15 protein-coding genes and 3 pseudogenes are annotated in these 17,093 nt (G+C 42.7%); 8 read left to right on the top strand and 10 right to left on the bottom strand.

The genetic code is table 11. The features are described 5' to 3' along the window. The first annotated feature begins 140 nt into the window (after positions 1-140). From DYE66_RS07120 to DYE66_RS07145, 6 genes and pseudogenes are all read left to right on the top strand, one after another. Positions 141-445, top strand: a pseudogene (locus DYE66_RS07120) (hypothetical protein). Next, positions 445-1,521, top strand: coding sequence for an ATP-binding protein (locus DYE66_RS07125; RefSeq protein WP_002997943.1), 1,077 nt, complete (start codon positions 445-447; stop codon positions 1,519-1,521). Before DYE66_RS07120 ends, DYE66_RS07125 begins: the two are co-directional and overlap by 1 nt. Before the next feature lie 2 nt (positions 1,522-1,523). Then, complete coding sequence (locus tag DYE66_RS07130; RefSeq protein ID WP_002998198.1) at positions 1,524-2,141, top strand: hypothetical protein; 618 nt, start codon at positions 1,524-1,526, stop codon at positions 2,139-2,141. 179 nt (positions 2,142-2,320) lie between these two features. Continuing rightward, complete coding sequence (locus tag DYE66_RS07135) at positions 2,321-2,908, top strand: replication protein (RefSeq protein ID WP_002998462.1); 588 nt, start codon at positions 2,321-2,323, stop codon at positions 2,906-2,908. Continuing rightward, positions 2,898-3,089 carry a DUF3173 domain-containing protein gene (locus tag DYE66_RS07140; protein ID WP_115325061.1) on the top strand — a complete coding sequence of 64 codons (192 nt, stop codon included), beginning with the start codon at positions 2,898-2,900 and terminating at the stop codon, positions 3,087-3,089. The genes DYE66_RS07135 and DYE66_RS07140 overlap by 11 nt, the downstream gene beginning before the upstream one ends. Positions 3,090-3,102: 13 nt before the next feature. Continuing rightward, the gene (locus DYE66_RS07145; protein ID WP_002997834.1) at positions 3,103-4,311 is read left to right on the top strand and encodes a tyrosine-type recombinase/integrase; all 1,209 of its coding nucleotides are present in this window, start codon (positions 3,103-3,105) and stop codon (positions 4,309-4,311) included. Between the two features lie 233 nt (positions 4,312-4,544). Here DYE66_RS07145 and DYE66_RS07150 read toward each other — a convergent pair whose 3' ends face one another. From DYE66_RS07150 to nrdI, 10 genes and pseudogenes are all read right to left on the bottom strand, one after another. After that, positions 4,545-5,537, bottom strand: a complete 993-nt coding sequence (locus tag DYE66_RS07150; protein ID WP_115325062.1) for an aldo/keto reductase — start codon at positions 5,535-5,537, stop codon at positions 4,545-4,547. A 178-nt stretch (positions 5,538-5,715) separates the two neighbouring features. Further along, positions 5,716-6,672 (bottom strand): annotated as a pseudogene (locus DYE66_RS07155) (zinc-binding dehydrogenase). Positions 6,673-6,868: 196 nt separating this feature from the next. Continuing rightward, entirely contained in the window at positions 6,869-8,281 is a 1,413-nt protein-coding gene (gene sufB, locus DYE66_RS07160; RefSeq protein ID WP_002998447.1) for a Fe-S cluster assembly protein SufB, read from the bottom strand. Positions 8,282-8,438: 157 nt separating this feature from the next. Further along, positions 8,439-9,843 (bottom strand): annotated as a pseudogene (gene leuC, locus DYE66_RS07165) (3-isopropylmalate dehydratase large subunit). Positions 9,844-10,043: 200 nt separating this feature from the next. Then, complete coding sequence (locus DYE66_RS07170; RefSeq protein WP_115325063.1) at positions 10,044-10,331, bottom strand: cupin domain-containing protein; 288 nt, start codon at positions 10,329-10,331, stop codon at positions 10,044-10,046. A gap of 117 nt (positions 10,332-10,448) precedes the next feature. Then, positions 10,449-11,015, bottom strand: coding sequence for a hypothetical protein (locus tag DYE66_RS07175; protein ID WP_044123795.1), 567 nt, complete (start codon positions 11,013-11,015; stop codon positions 10,449-10,451). 88 nt (positions 11,016-11,103) lie between these two features. Further along, the gene (gene nrdF / locus DYE66_RS07180) at positions 11,104-12,054 is read right to left on the bottom strand and encodes a class 1b ribonucleoside-diphosphate reductase subunit beta (protein ID WP_002998382.1); all 951 of its coding nucleotides are present in this window, start codon (positions 12,052-12,054) and stop codon (positions 11,104-11,106) included. 11 nt (positions 12,055-12,065) lie between these two features. Then, positions 12,066-13,022 (bottom strand): ribonucleotide-diphosphate reductase subunit beta, encoded by a 957-nt coding sequence (locus DYE66_RS07185; RefSeq protein WP_002997906.1) that lies wholly within the window; start codon positions 13,020-13,022, stop codon positions 12,066-12,068. A 50-nt stretch (positions 13,023-13,072) separates the two neighbouring features. Then, positions 13,073-15,250, bottom strand: a complete 2,178-nt coding sequence (gene nrdE / locus DYE66_RS07190; protein ID WP_115325064.1) for a class 1b ribonucleoside-diphosphate reductase subunit alpha — start codon at positions 15,248-15,250, stop codon at positions 13,073-13,075. Next, positions 15,237-15,731 (bottom strand): class Ib ribonucleoside-diphosphate reductase assembly flavoprotein NrdI, encoded by a 495-nt coding sequence (gene nrdI, locus DYE66_RS07195; RefSeq protein ID WP_002998064.1) that lies wholly within the window; start codon positions 15,729-15,731, stop codon positions 15,237-15,239. Before nrdI ends, nrdE begins: the two co-directional genes overlap by 14 nt. Before the next feature lie 163 nt (positions 15,732-15,894). Here nrdI and DYE66_RS07200 point away from each other — a divergent pair, with 163 nt between their 5' ends. Then, on the top strand, positions 15,895-16,560 hold the full coding sequence (locus DYE66_RS07200) for a Crp/Fnr family transcriptional regulator (RefSeq protein ID WP_002998235.1): 666 nt from the start codon (positions 15,895-15,897) through the stop codon (positions 16,558-16,560). Positions 16,561-16,655: 95 nt separating this feature from the next. Continuing rightward, positions 16,656-17,012, top strand: a complete 357-nt coding sequence (locus tag DYE66_RS07205) for a DUF1304 domain-containing protein (RefSeq protein ID WP_002998268.1) — start codon at positions 16,656-16,658, stop codon at positions 17,010-17,012. Positions 17,013-17,093 lie beyond the last annotated feature (81 nt).

The following is a 17,093-nucleotide window of genomic DNA, read 5'->3' on the forward strand; positions in this document are numbered from 1 at the left end:
TTACCAATTTCCTGTCTTTTTTCTCCTTAAAGATGAGGAGGTGAAAACTTATGACCTAATCAACAGTCCAGCTCATGACTAAAACCGAGCCATTGACCACCTTAACACAACACAAAAATGAAATACATGAGGTAACTCACATGAAAACACGTAACCGTAAAACTGGCTATTCAGCCAATACTGCCATGGAATACATTGACAACAAACAGGCTATTCACTGCCTAAGTACAGAATTAGAGCCACAATTGAAATTTGAAGATAATCAGCCTACTGGTGAAATCATTGCCTATAAAGCTTGGTTCTCTCAAAAAGGGCTACCGCCCTTCCAAGTAAAGTTTGAGTCAGAAATTGACTTGCCTAGCTATATGAATTTGGCACTCTCGAAGCCTGTGAGGTTGGCTTTAATGTCTATTTCCGTGCGCAAAATCTCAAGGAGGTTAAATAATGACTAAGAGAGAATTAGAACAATACCTTCTTCAATCCCTAAATATGGGACTTGGAGCGTTGATTCAAGGAGAGACTAGCTATACTAATAGTTTTGACACCAAAATTCTATCTGATGGTTTCCTCTTTATTCCACGGCTTCCAGCAGGGTATATCATTGATAATGACTTATATCAAAAAATCTTTCTGATTGCCAATGCATCACTTTACCCACGTTATACATTACTAAAGCAGAATTCTGCCTATTTCATGGCACTTGATACAGATGACATTCACGTTCAGCGTGGGCTATTCTTCCCTTGGAAAAAGGGAGTTTCAGAACGTCTTGTTATCTCTGATTTAGAAGCATTTGCTGGTGAACAAGATAAATATATTCTGCCCATCATGAAGAACCTATTTCTCAACTATAACAAGGTCACGTCACTAGCTATTGCTGGTAACAGTGGTTCAGGGAAATCCTATGCTCTCACGTACTTCCTAAGTTTACTCAAAAATTTCTCAGAACTTATCATTGTTGACCCTAAGTTTGATACTCCCTCACGCTGGGCTCGTGAGAATGGCATTGCCGTAATTCATCCACAAAAGGATCGTTCTAAATCAGATTTTGTCAGTGAAATCAATGAAAACCTCAGCTCATGCTTAGGACTCATTCAGCAACGGCAAGAAATTCTATATGACAACCCTGAACATCAGTTTGACCATCTTACGATTGTCATTGATGAAGTCCTAGCTTTATCTGAAGGGGTCAACAAAACGATAAAAGACTCCTTCTTCTCTCTACTCTCACAGATTGCACTCCTCGGACGTGCTACGAGGGTTCATCTGTTACTTGTCAGCCAACGCTTTGACCATAATACCATTCCTGTTTCGGTCCGTGAACAGCTCAATGTCCTTATTCAAATCGGAAATATCAATAAGAAAACGACACAGTTCTTATTTCCTGATCTTGACCCTGAGGGCATTGTCATTCCTATAGGCAAAGGAACAGGACTCATTCAAATCATCGATAATGAGCATCCTTATCAAGTGCTTCCGCTCCTTTGCCCGACCTATTACACTAAGGAAGGTATTTTGTAGCTATGAAAAAAAGCTTTTTCCAACGAACATATAACCTCGTTAATAACCTACTTCTATTAGGATTCCTCAGTGTGGTTATTAGTCTAGCTATGAGTTATCTCAGCTACTTAATTGGGGAGATATCTATATCAAGCCTCACTAGTGAAATCAGTCTTATTCAATCAAAACTAAATATAGCTGAATACTACACTGATTTTATAGGTACTATACTAATCATTATAGCCATCTTTTTGATAACTACTGAACTGTCTTCATGCTTATTCTATGATTCTATTTGGAATTACTTCAAATCCATCTATCAAACCATGCGTTTGCGTCACTTCTTGAAGCAGGATGAAAAAACTGAATCAGTGATTACCGTTGATAATCAGACAACTGTCACCAAGTTCAATCCTATTCTCAAGAACTTCAACAAAATCGTCAGTAAGTGTACTGTAGATGTTCGAAAAGAATCCGTCTCAGTCTTTATCAAGTATCCCAGCACTCAGCAAGCTCAAAAGTTACTAAGAGAAATGGAAGCTCATATCAAGGAAGAAATTTCTAGTAGAAATCCCAATTATTATTTCTCTTCTCCTAATAGGGAAGGTAATAAGCTCTGGTTCAAAGGTACTAGAAGATAAGCTAAAGGCGGTACTTGGCTCACAAAGTGAAAGCCAAAAGTACCGCCTTTTAAAATCTATTCAACCATGTAATGGGGCTACTACGACCCCCATTACATCAATAATCAGTAATCACCATTACCAAACGACTCGTAAAAATCTCCTAATAGATAAGACCAATAGAAATGAGGTAACTGCCTATGGCGAAAGATAAACGCTCGAATAAGTGGGCTTTTCTACTCTATAAAGAAAGTGCGCCTGACAAGTATTTGGATATTCTAGAAGAGATGCACATTCCATTTGTTTTGAGCCCTTGGCATGACAAAGATGTCAATAAAGAGACTGGGGAATTTAAAAAAGCTCACAAGCATGGTGCTCTATTTTTTGATTCTCTAAAGAGCTACTCTCAAGTTTCTGACTTACTGACTAGTAAGTTAAACACACCAGCCCACGTAGAAATTGTCATGAGCCCTAAAGGGATGTACGACTATTTTATACATGCGGAGAATCCTGAAAAGACTCGTTACAATATTGAAGACATTGAATCGGGTTGTGGCTTTGAGTTAGATAAGTTCCTAATTGAAAATAATAGTGATAAATTTCTTTCAACGGTCATTGACATTATTGAAGAACATAACTTCACTGAATTTAACAGCCTCGTTAGATATGCTCGCAAAGAAGACATCGTACTACTAAATCTCATAGTCAATAAGACCTACTTCTTTGCCAAGTATCTTGATTCACGCAGACACAGTAATAATAAAGAAAGGAAATATAATGAACGCTAAAACTGTAAATTATAACAACTTGATGGAATTAGGTTTTCTAAAAGCTACTGCTCAACAAATCATTCGACAAACAAAATTAAAAATGGTACAACAAGGCTATACTATTTATAATAATAGGAGGTTAGGAAGTGTTCCTATTTCTGCTGTAGAGGATATTCTTGGCTTTAAGTTACTCGACTAGAAAGTGGTGACTTATGGCAAAAACAAATTTTCAAGATGTCTACGTTGATAATAAAGGACAGTTCTATTATGAAGTCAGCTTAGGAAACGACAAAATTACTGGAAAGCGTATCAAGAAGAAATCTCGTAAAGATGCGAACGGCAAGAAGTTTACCTCAGCAAAGGAAGCTTATACTGAAGCTATTAGAATCAAGAATGACTATTTACAATCACAGGGTTATTCAAATTATAATATGACTTATGAGCAGTTTATGAATACTACTTATCTGCCATATTATAAATCAGAGGTTACTGAGCACACCTACTCTACTCGTCACCCCTCATTAAATATTATTATTAAACGCTTTGGCAAGAAAAAGTTAAAAGATATTTCTATCAGAGATGTCCAAAATTTTAGAACATGGTTACTATCTGAAAAAGGTGCTAACTACTCTAATGCTTATGCTAGTTTGACATTTGGTACATTTAGAAAATCTCTTGATTTTGCGGTTGATATGCAATATCTTGATAGTAATGTTTCAATGAAAATCAAAGCCATTCCTAAAGGAAAGACTGCCATTGAATATTGGACAAAAGAAGATTTTGAGAAAATCATTAGTACTATCTGTATATCTGATTTTTATGAACACCTTTGCTTTGTGATGTTATGGTTATACTTCTGTACTGGCTTACGAGTAAATGAGGGCACTGCTCTATGGTGGAATGATATTGACTTATCTAAAAAAGAGTTACGTGTTAGTCATATGCTAATCGCTAAAACTAAGACTGATTGGGTTAGACAAAATAGAACCAAAACAGATGCTGGGCTAAGAATTATTTCATTAGATGATGATACCGTAGAGATATTGAGGGAATGGAAAAAACGGCAATCAAAACTAGTAAAAACAAATTTTGTTTTAAGCTATGACGGTAACCCTATGATTAAATCTACTATTTCACGTATTATCAAGCGGTACGCTAAACTAGCTGATGTTCCACCAATACAAGCTAAGGGATTAAGACATTCACATGCCTCTTATCTCATTAATGAGTTAAATGCTTCAGTTTTGATTGTCTCAAAAAGACTAGGTCACTCCTCTCCAGAGATTACATTAAAGCACTACGCTCATCTCTGGTCTGGTGTTGATAAGGAATTAGCAAGTGAAATGGCCGGACTCATTCGAATTAAACATGCGGACAAAACGAGAATTCACTTTAATGGGAACCAAGCATTATTGAGATAGTCTCCAAAATTGTCTCCAAGGAAAACTTAATCAGCTAAAAATACTGTTATATCAACGATTATGAGTACTTTTGTTATCGTTGAGTGGGAATAAAGTTTATACTTAAAAAACGCATGAAATCAAGTGTTTCTGCGTTTTTTTCATTGTTTTATGGACAAAATAATTATTCATTTCTAAAGATAATAGCTATAGCAATCATAGATTTTCCTTCAACTAAGTATCTGCCTCCAAAATTACAGAGCACCGACGACCTTGTGAGGGAGGTATTTTTTGTCCAGATAGTCCATGTCTTCTTGGGTCAAATGGACGTCAAAGGCACCCATAAAGTCATCCAGATATTTTTCCTTGGTGACACCGACGATAGGTGAATGCACGCCCTTTTGCCAGGGCCAGACTAGAGCAACTTGGGTTCGGCTGACGCCATATTTTTCGGCGACTTCTGCTACTCTTTGGACGATGGCCATGTCCTGTGCTTCTGTGCTATCGTATTTACTTTTAGCTGTGGTATCGGTCTTACTGCGGGCTGTATCTGCCGTCCAGTCCCGAACGACCCGACCAGAAGCTAGAGGACTGTAAGGAGCCAGGCCGACACCTGTTTCCTGGCAGAAGGGAATCATTTCCCGCTCTTCCTCGCGATAAAGGAGGTTATAGTGGTTTTGCATGACAGAAAACTTAGCCCAGCCGTACTGTTCAGCCACATACTGAGCCTTTTGGAACTGCCAGGTATACATGGCGGAAGCTCCCAGATAGCGGACCTTACCACTTCTGACCAAATCATTGAGGGCAGTCATGGTTTCTTCAATCGGTGTATTGTAGTCCCAGCGGCGGATATAGAGGATATCGATGTAATCCGTCCCCAGTCGCTCCAGACTGCGGTTGACCTGATGGAAGATATCCTTGCGCGAGAGATCGTGATTATTGGGCCGTTTTTCACCATTGGGTAAATCGCTAAAATAGCACTTGGTTGCCAAAACAATGTCCTCGCGATTATCAAAATCCTTGAGCGCCCGACCCAGGTATTCTTCGCTGGTCCCAGCCGCATAGCTATTAACCGTATCAAAGAAATTAATGCCCAAATCCAGAGCCTTCTTGATGATGACACGGCTCTTCTCCTCGTCTAAAAGCCAGCCAGAATGAAAGCCAAGACTGGCATCGCCAAAGCTCATGCAACCCAGACAGAGCTTGGATACTTCCAGACCTGTTTGACCTAATTTTACATATTCCATAAGGTAGTCCTTTCTATCGTAAAGAGACTTGGTAAAGTTAACAATTAAAATTAACTAAGTCCAAGTCCTTTTTGAATGCCCTTTCATTTTACGCCCATGACCCCCTCTCAGGTCAAGCGAAAAATGGATTTTGGAGATAAAAAAGAGGTCAAGCCCTTCATGGACCTAACCTTATTTGTTAATCTTCGTTGAGAACGATAACCTTACCAAAGCCAGCTTGGCTTTCCAAGTACTGGTGGGCCTGGACAATTTGCTCCAGTCTAAAGACTTTTTCTGGACTGGTGTCTACATTGAACTCTTGGACAAAATCTATGAGCTCTTGCAATTTGGTTCCAGAAGCATTGCCCGAATAAAAAGTGGTCAGGAAGGTGTTTTCCTGCTGAACCATTATGGGGTCGTAATCCTCTAAGTACCAACGACCTCCCAATTGCCCTAGGGAGCAAACAATGCCTCCTTCTCTCGTATGGGCAAAGCTATCCTTGATGGTGGCAGGACCGATTAATTCTAAAACCTTATCAAAGGCATCGTCAGTCTGCAGCTGGCCAGCCTTATCCTCGATAACCTGGTCAAAACCAGCCTGCAAGACTTGGTCAGACTTGGCTAGATTTCTAGTGGAACCAGTGACCTGGGCCTTGGGAAATTTGGCCTTAACCAGCCTCAAGAAGGCTAGACCAACGCCACTTGTGGCAGCCCGAACTAAAATCTTATCTCTTTCTTCTAGCTTGAGGTTCTTGAAGGCCCCAAATGCCGTATAGTAGGTCTCAGGCAGGGCCACCAATTTCTCTAAAGACAGCTTGGTCTCAACAGGATAAATCTGTTCATTGGGTAAGAGAGCATACTGGGCGTAGGAGCCATCATAGTTACGCCTGATCTCACCCATGATGGAAATAATCCGCTGACCGACCGCCAGTTTTTCATTGGTTGACTGGACGACTTAACCGACACATTCAATCCCTAAAATTCTAGGAAAGGAGACGCTGGGTGAAAGCCCTTGCCTGGTGAAAATTTCTGAGTGGTTGATGCCAAAGCCCAGGACCTTGACCAGACTCTAACCTGGCTTAACCTTGGGAAGAGGGCGATCTTCCAAGATTAATAGTTCAGGACCGCCTGTTTGATAGACGACAACTGCTTTTATGGCTTACTCCTTCTCTTTAGCCTCACTTACTTCTCCACTTTTTCTGCCAAGCAACCCCTGTCAGGTCCAGATCAAGCTAGTTCCTCTTAAAAATCAACTTATGACTGGAGGACTCTTATTTTTACTAGTTCATGGTAGGCTCCATCAGCTGACCTACCACACTCAGACAGGGCGTGCTTTCCGCAGGACTTAACAGTTATCCAATCGAACCTTCCATTTCAAAGGAGATGAGTTGGTTGAGTTCGACCGCGTATTCCATTGGTAGCTCCTTTGCAAAAGGCTCAATAAAGCCCATGACGATTTTTTCAGTAGCTTCGCTCTCGGTCAGACCCCGACTCATGAGATAGAAGAGTTGTTCTTCTGAAATCTTGGAAACCTTGGCCTCATGTTCCAGAGCTACGGACGAATTGTGGATCTCATTGAAGGGAACCGTGTCCGATGAAGAGAGGTCATCCATAAGGATGGTGTCGCATTCCACGTGGCTGAGGGAGTGCTTGGCCTCCTCCTTAAAGGTGACCTGACCCCGATAGTCAACCCTACCGCCACCCTTGGCCAGAGACTTGGAAATAATGGAGGACTTGGTATGGGGAGCTGAGTGAATCATCTTGGCCCCAGTATCTTGGTCCTGACCAGCCCCAGCAAAGGCGATGGTCAACATAGTTCCTGTCGCACCTTCACCATCCAAGTAGATAGCTGGGTACTTCATGGTCGTCTTGGAGCCGATATTGCCATCAATCCACTCGACCGTGGCATTCTTCTTGGCTGTGGCTCGCTTGGTAACTAGGTTATAGACATTGTCGGACCAATTTTGAATAGTGGTGTAGCGGATATGAGCCCCTTCTAGGGCAAAAACCTCAACGACCGCAGCATGGAGACTGTTGGTGGTGTAGGTGGGGGCTGTACAGCCTTCGACATAGTGCATGGAAGCCCCTTCATCAACGATAATCAGGGTCCGCTCAAACTGACCGGTATTTTCATTGTTGATGCGCAGATAAAGTTGCAGAGGCACTTCCACTTCCACACCCTTGGGAATATAGATGAAGGTACCACCAGACCAAACAGCTGAATTGAGGGCAGCCAGTTTATTATCTGTCGGTGGAACCAACTTGGCAAAATACTGTTTGAAAAGGTCGGGATATTCTTGTAAACCACTATCAATATCAGTGAAAATAATTCCCTCTTTTTCAAATTCCTTTTTCATGTTGTGGTAGACCGCTTCTGACTCGTATTGGGCCACGGTCCCTGCCAGATAGGATTGCTCGGCCTCTGGAACCCCCAGTCGCTCAAAGGTCTCCTTGACCTTGTCAGGAACGTCATCCCAGTCTCGAGCCGGTGTCTCCGAGACCTTCTGATAGTAAACCACATCATCGAAATTCAATTCAGACAAGTCTGGCCCCCACTTGGGCATGGACATGTCATTGAAATTCTTCAAGGCCTTAAGACGGAAGTCCAGCATCCAGTCAGGCTCATTCTTCTTGGCCGAAATTTGCCGAACGACCTCCTCGCTCAGACCCTTCCCAGTCGTAAAGACAGGATTCATCTCTACATGAAAGTTGGTATCCTGCTGGTTTTGACCAAGCTCTATATCTTTATTTGGAGTATCTGTCATAAGTTTCTTACCTTTCTTATCCTCCAGTATACTACTTCTTGGCAAAAAAATGTAGCTCCCGCTAGCGCTATAAGGAACTAAGAGGAACCACATTTTTATTTGCGACTTTAGATATTGGTTGGCTGTTGGGCCTCTAGCCTTGTGCCGGCCAAACAGTTTAACAGAGCTTTGAATTTAAGCCGTCTCCAGTTGTCTCCAGTTCTGGGAGTTGGCGAATATCAACGAAGTGGCCTGCGACCGCAGCCGCGGCAGCCATGGCTGGACTACAGAGATGGGTTCTGGCTCCATAACCTTGCCGACCCTCAAAATTTCGGTTGCTGGTTGAGGCACAATGAACCCCCTCGGGAACCTGGTCAGGATTCATGCCTAGGCAGGCTGAACAGCCTGGATCTCGCCATTCAAAACCAGCCTCCAGAAAGATTTTATCCAGACCCAGCGCTTCTGCCGCCCGCTTCACAGATCTGGAACCTGGTACGACAATGGCCGTCAGGCTCTTTCCCTTGACAAAATGAGCCGCCAGGCGTAAATCTGAAAGTCTTGAATTGGTGCAGGAACCAATAAAGATATAACCCAGGTCAATATCTTGTGCCCTTTCCTCTGGATGAACATCCATATAGTGATAGGCTCGCTGGGCATCTGGTCCCTTGATTTCAGGGAAGGGCTGGTCAACTGGAACCCCCATTTCAGGATTGGTTCCCCAGGTTACCATGGGTGCTAACTTAGACACATCTAAGGTCAGGACCTTGTCGTAAACCGCATCTTCATCAGAGACCAGAGTCTTCCAATCTGCAACAGCTCTTTCAAAATCTTTAGGTGCCGTTTCTCTTCCTCTGACATAGTCAAATGTCTTTTGGTCGGGATTCATCAAGCCAATCTTGCTTCCAAATTCAACCGACATATTGCAGATGGTCATCCGTTCTTCCATGGAAAGATCCGCAATGGCTGGGCCTGTGTATTCGGTCGCATAGCCAATACCAGCGTCGACGCCGTATTTGGCTATGAGGGCCAGGAAATAATCCTTAGCGAAGTCCCCTTTTGCTGGTTTGCCGATGAATTCTACCTTGAGGCGTTTGGGTTTCTTTTGCCAGATGGTCTGGGTCGCAAAGACGTGTTCGATTTCGCTGGTCCCAATCCCGAAGGCGATAGCCCCGAAAGCCCCATTGGTAGCGGTGTGCGAGTCTCCGCAGACGATAAATTTCCCTGGCTGGATCCTTCCTGTCTCAGGACCAATCATATGGACGATTCCTTGCTTTTTCAGAACCATGGTCACAGACCTCGACTCCAAAATCTTTAACGTTTCTTGCCAGGGCATCCATTTGGTTCTTGGAAATGACATCCCTAATCGTAAAAATGTCCTTGGTAGGAACATTATGGTCGTAGGTGGCAAAGGTTAAGTCTGGTCGTCTGAGTTTTCGGCCAGCATCGCGTAGGCCTTGGAAGGCTTGGGGAGAAGTTACTTCATGAATGTGTTGCTCATCTACGTAAAGCAACTGAGTATGTCCCTCTTCTCCCATAATCACGTGTCGATCCCAGAGTTTGTCAAAAATTGTTTGTCCACTCATCTGTCCACCTCCTTATCTATAAAATTTTTTGAAGATTTGTAAAATCACCAAGACTTCTAAAAGTTTGTAGAATGTGGCTTCTCACCAAAAGGGTGACTGCCATAATGACAGCTATAAATTGGCTTAGGCCAAGCAGACCCACCCAGGCAAGGCTCCATAGTCCATTCTCCATCTATTTTCCAAGACTTATTTCTACTCGCTTACTTATGAAGAACAACCAGAACTTGAGACTCTTCGTTTCCTTTAAGGGAATGTTTTTCTTCTGGCTCTAGGACGACAAAGTCGCCTGAAATCATCTTGACCGTTTCCCCTGAGGCTGTGAAATCAATATTATCTTCAAGGACAATAACAACTTTATCACTTGAGGAGGAATGGGTAGGAATTTCCTGATTCAACATCAGGTGGATGTGGCGGATACTAAAGCGATTGTTTTGGTTAAATTTTTCAATTTCTTTTGCTTCTAGGTTGAGCTTATAAACTTTTATCATTGACCTCCTTAAAAGAGTTCCGTAGCACTCAAAGAGAATTTAGAAAAAATCATCAAAGTAAGGAGCCTTGATGATTTCTGGCAAAACCTGTGATTGGCTGACAATCCCGAAAATCGGCTAATCTTCGACTTTTTGAATCTTTCCAGCCGCAATCGGTAGGGTGACATATTGGTCGTAGCTTTCGGTTAATTTACCCCCGACCGTATCAGGAATATCGAGACTACGAGGAATGCCATGAATATAAACGACTCGTTTTTCCAATTGCAAATCATCAGTCCCAAAGACTTCCTTGAACTTTGCCTTTAAGGCCTTGAGAGGAACTGTTTTCTCATAACTATAGTAGCCCTTGGCATCTGCGACAGGATAGTCGTCATTTGGAATAGTCATCTCATGGGGGGCATTGTCCAGGGGAACCATGGTCGTGCCCGAGACACTCTCCGTTTCAGGCAAATCAATCCAGCCATCGCCGTTGCTATCTTGAGCTAGGGTTGGAACTTGAGCCTCCTTACCTTCTGGGAAACCGTGAAAATGTTCCCAGTGCTGAATATTAGCTGGCGTATCAAACATTTCCAGCTTAATCTTAAGTTCCTCTTCTTCTTGCAGAAATTCGACATAACCATGGGCAGCCGTTCCTATCTTTTCAGCATTTAGGGGCTGAATTTTAGCTCTGTATAATTGTGTCATAATATCACCTGACCCTCCATTCTTTGGGGCCATTTTAGCATTTACCCAAAGAAAAAAACTTGACCAGAATCAAGTTTTTCTCCTCAATCTAAAAATCGTAATCCTCTTGGCTCATACTTTCGGCTTCTCCCATCAGGTAACCGGCCCCAACTTGAGAGAAAAAGTCATGATTAGCCGTCTCAATGGAAATCCCATTCATGACAATGGGGTTAACATCATTGGCGGTTGCATTCTCGAAGTAAATACCAAAGCCCATATTTTGCAGGGACTTGTTGGCGTTATATTTGACAAAGGTTTTGATGTCATCTTCTAGACCTATGTCACTGTAGACTTCCTCGGTATAGGCAAATTCATTTTCCAGTAGTTCATCTAGAAAGCCGTACATCCATTTTTGAAAGTCTGCCTGATCTTCTGGTGACAATTCATCAAAGCCCTGGCGGAACTTATAGCCTAGATAGGTTCCATGGACGGATTCATCACGAATAACTAATTTAATTAGTTCTGCCAAATTAGCCAATTTATTTTGACCACGGTACCAGAGAGGAATGAAGAAATTGCTATAGTAAAGGATTCCTTCTAGAAAGATACTGGCGACCATGACCTGCAGGGGGCTACCATTTTGATAATAGTCATTAACCCTTTGAGCCTTAAATTGCATCCTTGGATCGTTATCCATCCAGTCGTAGATAGCCTCAATATCCTTAAAGGTATTGAGGGAAATTAAAATGGTTCCATAGGTCTTGGCGTGAATGGACTCCATAAAGTTGAAATCGCTGAAAACTGCTAGCTCTTTCTGGGTTCGGGCATTCTTTTTGATGGCATAAAGGCCTTCCTCGGACTGGAGAGTATCCAGCAGAGCTAGGCCTCCGACGGCCTTTTTGACCACTGTCTTTTCTAAGTCAGACAGTTGCTTCCAGTCTAAGAGGTCATTGGAGACAGGGACTCTTGTATCCAGCCAGAACTGGGCGGTTGCCTTATCCCAGACGTATTCGTCCAGTTCATCTTCAACCTTCTGCCAATTCATTGTCGAGTGTAGCATGACTTACCTCCTTAAAAATCATAATCATCATCAGTCATAACGCCCTCAGTCTCCAGAACTGATTTAGCGCTAGAACTGGTCAAATCGTGTTGGCGCAAGACCTGCAGGGACCGATTAATTCCAGCTAGATTGGCCTGAACAAAGGGATAGACCGATTGGCCAAGGCCGAAATTTTCTAGGATATGGTTGGCTTCTTGGTGGAGCAAATCCTTGGCCAGAGACTTGGCATCATCTAGCAGAAAATAATCTTCAATCAAGTCTTCTTCTTGTTGGACTAGCTTATCAACAAAGTCTCTAGCCCAGTTTTCAAAATCCTTAGCTTCATCTTGGTCAACCTCTGTCAAAAGCAGCTTGACCTTGTGTCCCAAATAGTAGCAATGCAGGGATTCATTGCGGATGACCATCTCCAGCATGAGGCCTAGACTTGTGAAGCCCTTGCTCTGCCAGAGATAAAGGGGATAGGCCAGCAAACTGTAGTTCATCAGACCTTCTAGACAGATAGCTGCAAAGCGCTTGGCCAGAGGATCCTTGCTATTATAGATGGCATCAATGGTTTTCAGTCTCTTTTGAAGAAATTCTTGGCCGTCCACCCAATCCAGCCAGACTTGCAAGTCCCTTTCATCATTGAAGACCCTGAGAATTCGATTATAGGCCTTGGTTGCTACCATTTCGGTAAACTGGAGATTATTGAGGATAGCGATTTCCTGCTGGGACCGCTGACTATTTCGGATGATTTGGCCAGCCTCAATGGATTGATAGGTAGCCTCTTGGGCTAGAAGAAGCAAGCTGCGATTGAGTTGGTCCTGCTCCTTCTTGCTCAAGCCTTCCCACTTAGGCTTATCCTCCTCGATAGGAATCCTCGTGTCCAACCAAAAGAGGGAGGTCGCCCTTTCCCAAACAGCGTTGTCCAATTCATCCTCAATATGGTTCCAATTGATGGCCTTGTAATACAAATAATTTTTTGGCATCTTAACCTCCTTAATTATTAAATTTGCCGATGGTTCCCAATCTTGCCCTTCTAAATCATGCAGGATTCGCAGTTGTTGATGCTTTCAAATTCATCATCCTCAGTATAGGTCCTGACATAATAGAGAGACTTAATGCCCTTGGTCCAGGCGTAATTGCGAAGTTTATTGAGGTCGCGAGTGGTCAGATTGGGATGGTCAGGCTTTTTCCATTCATAGAGACCTTGAGGTAGTTTGGAACGCATGAAAAGGGTCAGACTGAGCCCTTGGTCAACATGCTTTTGCGCTTGGGCATAGATGTCAATAATCTTTCTTTGGTCCATATCATAGGCAGTCTTATAGTGACTGATGGTGTCATTGGACAGATAAGGAGCGGGATAAAATATGGACCCCACCTTCTTCTCTTGGCGGTTTTCAATCAGCTGAGTGATAGGATGGAGAGAGGCACTAGTTTCATTAATATAAGAAATAGAACCATTGGGGGCCACCGCCAAACGATTGCGATGATAAAGCCCATCCGCCATAACTGCTTCCTTCAGAGCCTGCCAGTCTTCTAAACTGGGTAAGTGGATAGTTTCAAAGATTTTTGCGACCTGAGGAAAATCAAAGTGGAAATCATCTTGCAAATACTGGTCAAAGTAGCTACCGTCAGCATACTTGGAGGCTTCAAAATCATGAAAAACTTGCTTTTTTTCTAGGGCGATTTGATGGCTAGCCTTTAGAGAATAATAATTCATGGCTAAGAAGAAGGCATCAACAAATTCTAGGGCCTCCTTTGAGTCATAATTAAGACCATTTAAGGCTAGGGCGGTATGAAGCCCCATAGCTCCTAGGCCTATGGTGTGATAGAGAGCATTCCCCTTAGCAACGGTGGGGACTTCTTCGATGGACTCGCTATCCGTAACTGTGGTCAAAGCACGCACGGCGTATTCAATGGACTTACCAAAGTCAGGTGAACGGAGGAGATTGACCATATTCATAGAACCGAGATTGCAGGAGATATCGGTTCCGACTTCTTGATAGGTCAAATCCCTATTTAATGTCGAAGGCTCTTGCGGTTGTAGAATTTCCGAACAGAGGTTGCTCATGATGATGCGACCCTTGACAGGATTAGAGCGGTTGGCGCTATCGATATTGAGGATGTAAGGATAACCGGATTCCTGTTGGAGGCGGGAAATCTCTTGTTCCAATTCCCTAGCATTGATGACCATCTTTTCAATGGCTGGATTAGCTACTAGCTTATCGTATTCGGCTGTAATATCAACATAGGAGAAAGGCCGTCCGTAAGCTCTTTCGACATGATAGGGATTAAAGAGATACATGGGTTGATTGGTCTTTAGAAGTTCATAGTATTTATCAGGAACCACCAGACCTAGAGAGAGGGTCTTGACCCGAATCTTTTCGTCGGTATTTTCTTTTTTAGTTGATAGGAAGGCCAGGATATCTTGGTGGAAGACATTAAGATAGACAACACCCGCGCCATTGCGTTGACCTAGTTGGTTGCTGTAGCTAAAGGAATCTTCTAAAAGTTTCATAACAGGTAGAACTCCTGAGAAAGCATGGGCAATCCGCTTGATGGGTGAACCACTAGCCCTCAGATTGGAGAGGTTGACGCCGACACCCCCACCTATACGGGAAAGCTGCAGGGCCGAATTAATCCCGCGACCGATAGAGAGCATGGAGTCATTAATGTCAATGAGGAAACAAGAAACCATCTCCCCTCGCCTTTTCTTACCGGCGTTTAAAAAGGTGGGCGTGGCTGGCTGGTAGCGTTGACTAATCAATTCATCCACCAAATGACGGGCCAATTCTCGATTGCCAGCAGCCAAATAGAGGGCATTAAAGACAACCCGATCCTCGAAATTTTCTAGGTATTGCTGGAGGTCATCTGTCTTCATGGCATACTGGTTATAAAATTTATAAGCTGCCATAAAGGATTTGAATTTAAAACCGTATTGATAGGCCTCCTCAAAAAGCTCTTGGATAAAGGCCTTATCAATACCGTTACCTTCTTTGGAGTAAGCTGATAAAACATCCTGATCGATATAGTCATGCTCAATCAGGTAATCAATCTGGTTAGAGAAACTCTCAAAAGATTTGGTCTTGGGCTTGATCTCATGTTGCAGATAATCTTCTAGGGCTTCTTGGTCATAATGTAGTGGAATTTTCCCAGCGACTGGGATATTGACCATGTTATTTAAGACAAAATAATCTTGACTAGTTTTGGACATAGGCTACTCCTTTTGTTTTTGTTGCTGTTTGAAAAACCTTGACCAGCTTGTCGCCAATTCTCTCTAGGTCTTCTTGGCTTCCCCGCAATTCGAATTCGTCCAAGACTGGAAAACCAAAATCCTGAGCATATTGGTGGGCCGTTAGGCAGAATTGCTTATTAAAATTGCGGTTCCCACTACCAACAATTCCCAGGCAATAAGTGGCATTTTCCCCATGAGCAATCAATCTTCTCAAAGGGGTGGTCAATATTTCTTGATAACCATTGTCTAAACCATTTCCACCCTCTAAATAAGATGGAAGAAAGCTAAAATAGGGCTTATCAATATCGAAAATGGCAGGCTGGCCCTTCTTGACCAGACTTTTAAGATTGGTGGTCTCTAGCTCTAAGCCATATTTCTGTTTAATATGAGCAGCCAAGCGATGAATAAAATCTTCGGTATTTCCGCTGAGGCTGATATAAAAGATAGCAATTGGTTGCATTTCTCAGTGCTCCTCTATATAATGTCAATATATGGTGGCTATAAAAGTAAATAACCACTATATATTGTGTTTATATTCTATACTAGAGAAAGTCGTAAAAAATTGATGCTAGTCAATTTTCTCTTTATGAGATAGATTTTAAATAAATTGAAAGGAGTTCATCATGGAAAATGACCACTGTGTCAATAAGGTTCCCCTCTTCAACCATTTGACTCCAGCAGAGCAGGCAGAAATCCAGTCCCTAGTTTATCACCGCTCTTATAAGAAGGGAGAAATTATCTTTTCTCCTCAAAATCCCGAACAGCTAACCATTATTGCCTCGGGGAAAATGAAGGTTTACCACCTTTCCTCTCAAGGTCGCGAACAGCTGATTCGGATTGTCGGTCCAGGTGACTACGATGGTGAAAATTACCTTTTTGGCCTAAAAAATAAGGCCCTCTATGGTGAAGCCTTAACAGATACAATGATTTGTTGTCTACTGCAGACAAGGTTTGCGGATTTACTCAAGAAATATCCCCAGTTAGGCTTGAAACTTTTGGACCTGAATGCTCAGAAGACTGTCGAGCTAGAAAATCAGACCCAGCTCCTCGGTCTGGACAAGATTGAAGACAGACTCCTCTTTTACTTGGCCGACCTTGCAGAACCGGGACATCAAGAGACCATCAAAATCCCCATCCCCTTAAAAGAAGTCGCTAATTACCTGGGGACCAACCCAGAAACCCTCTCGCGAAATTTCAAAAGCCTGGAAAAGGAAGGTCTGATTTCAAGAAAGATTCGCAAGGTGGAGTTGGGCGCTAAATTTTGGCAGAGACTAGAAGACATGAAATAAGCACTGTAAGTTTAGGTCCAGAGTCGAATCCCTTGCAAATAGAGGCCTAGCAACCTATAATAGATAAGAATTTATAAGAAGCGAGGAAAGCTAATTTGTCTATTTTCACGACTGTTCTATCTATCTTGGTAGCCCTGGAATTTTTCTACATCATGTATCTGGAGACCTTTGCCACGGCTTCGGCCTCAACGGCCCGAGTTTTCGGCATGAGCCAAGAAGAGCTCAAAAATAAAAATCTCAATACCCTTTTCAAAAATCAAGGAGTCTATAACGGTTTGATTGGGCTGGGCATCCTTTATTCCTTGGTTTATAATCCCAGCATGATTTTGCCTATCATGGTTTACATCATTGCAGTTGCAGCTTATGGGGCAGCGACTTCCAACCCTAAGATCCTCTTGACCCAAGGTGGACTAGCCATCTTGACTGTCCTAGCCCATATTTTCTTGGGCTAATCCCTTCATTTTTTTCATCACAAAAACACTAGGAGACAATGGACTCCTAGTGTTTTTCTTTATGAATTGTCGCTTTTGCCA

It is taken from the genome of Streptococcus downei MFe28, assembly GCF_900459175.1.
In the GTDB taxonomy this organism is placed as follows: Bacteria; Bacillota; Bacilli; order Lactobacillales; family Streptococcaceae; genus Streptococcus; species Streptococcus downei.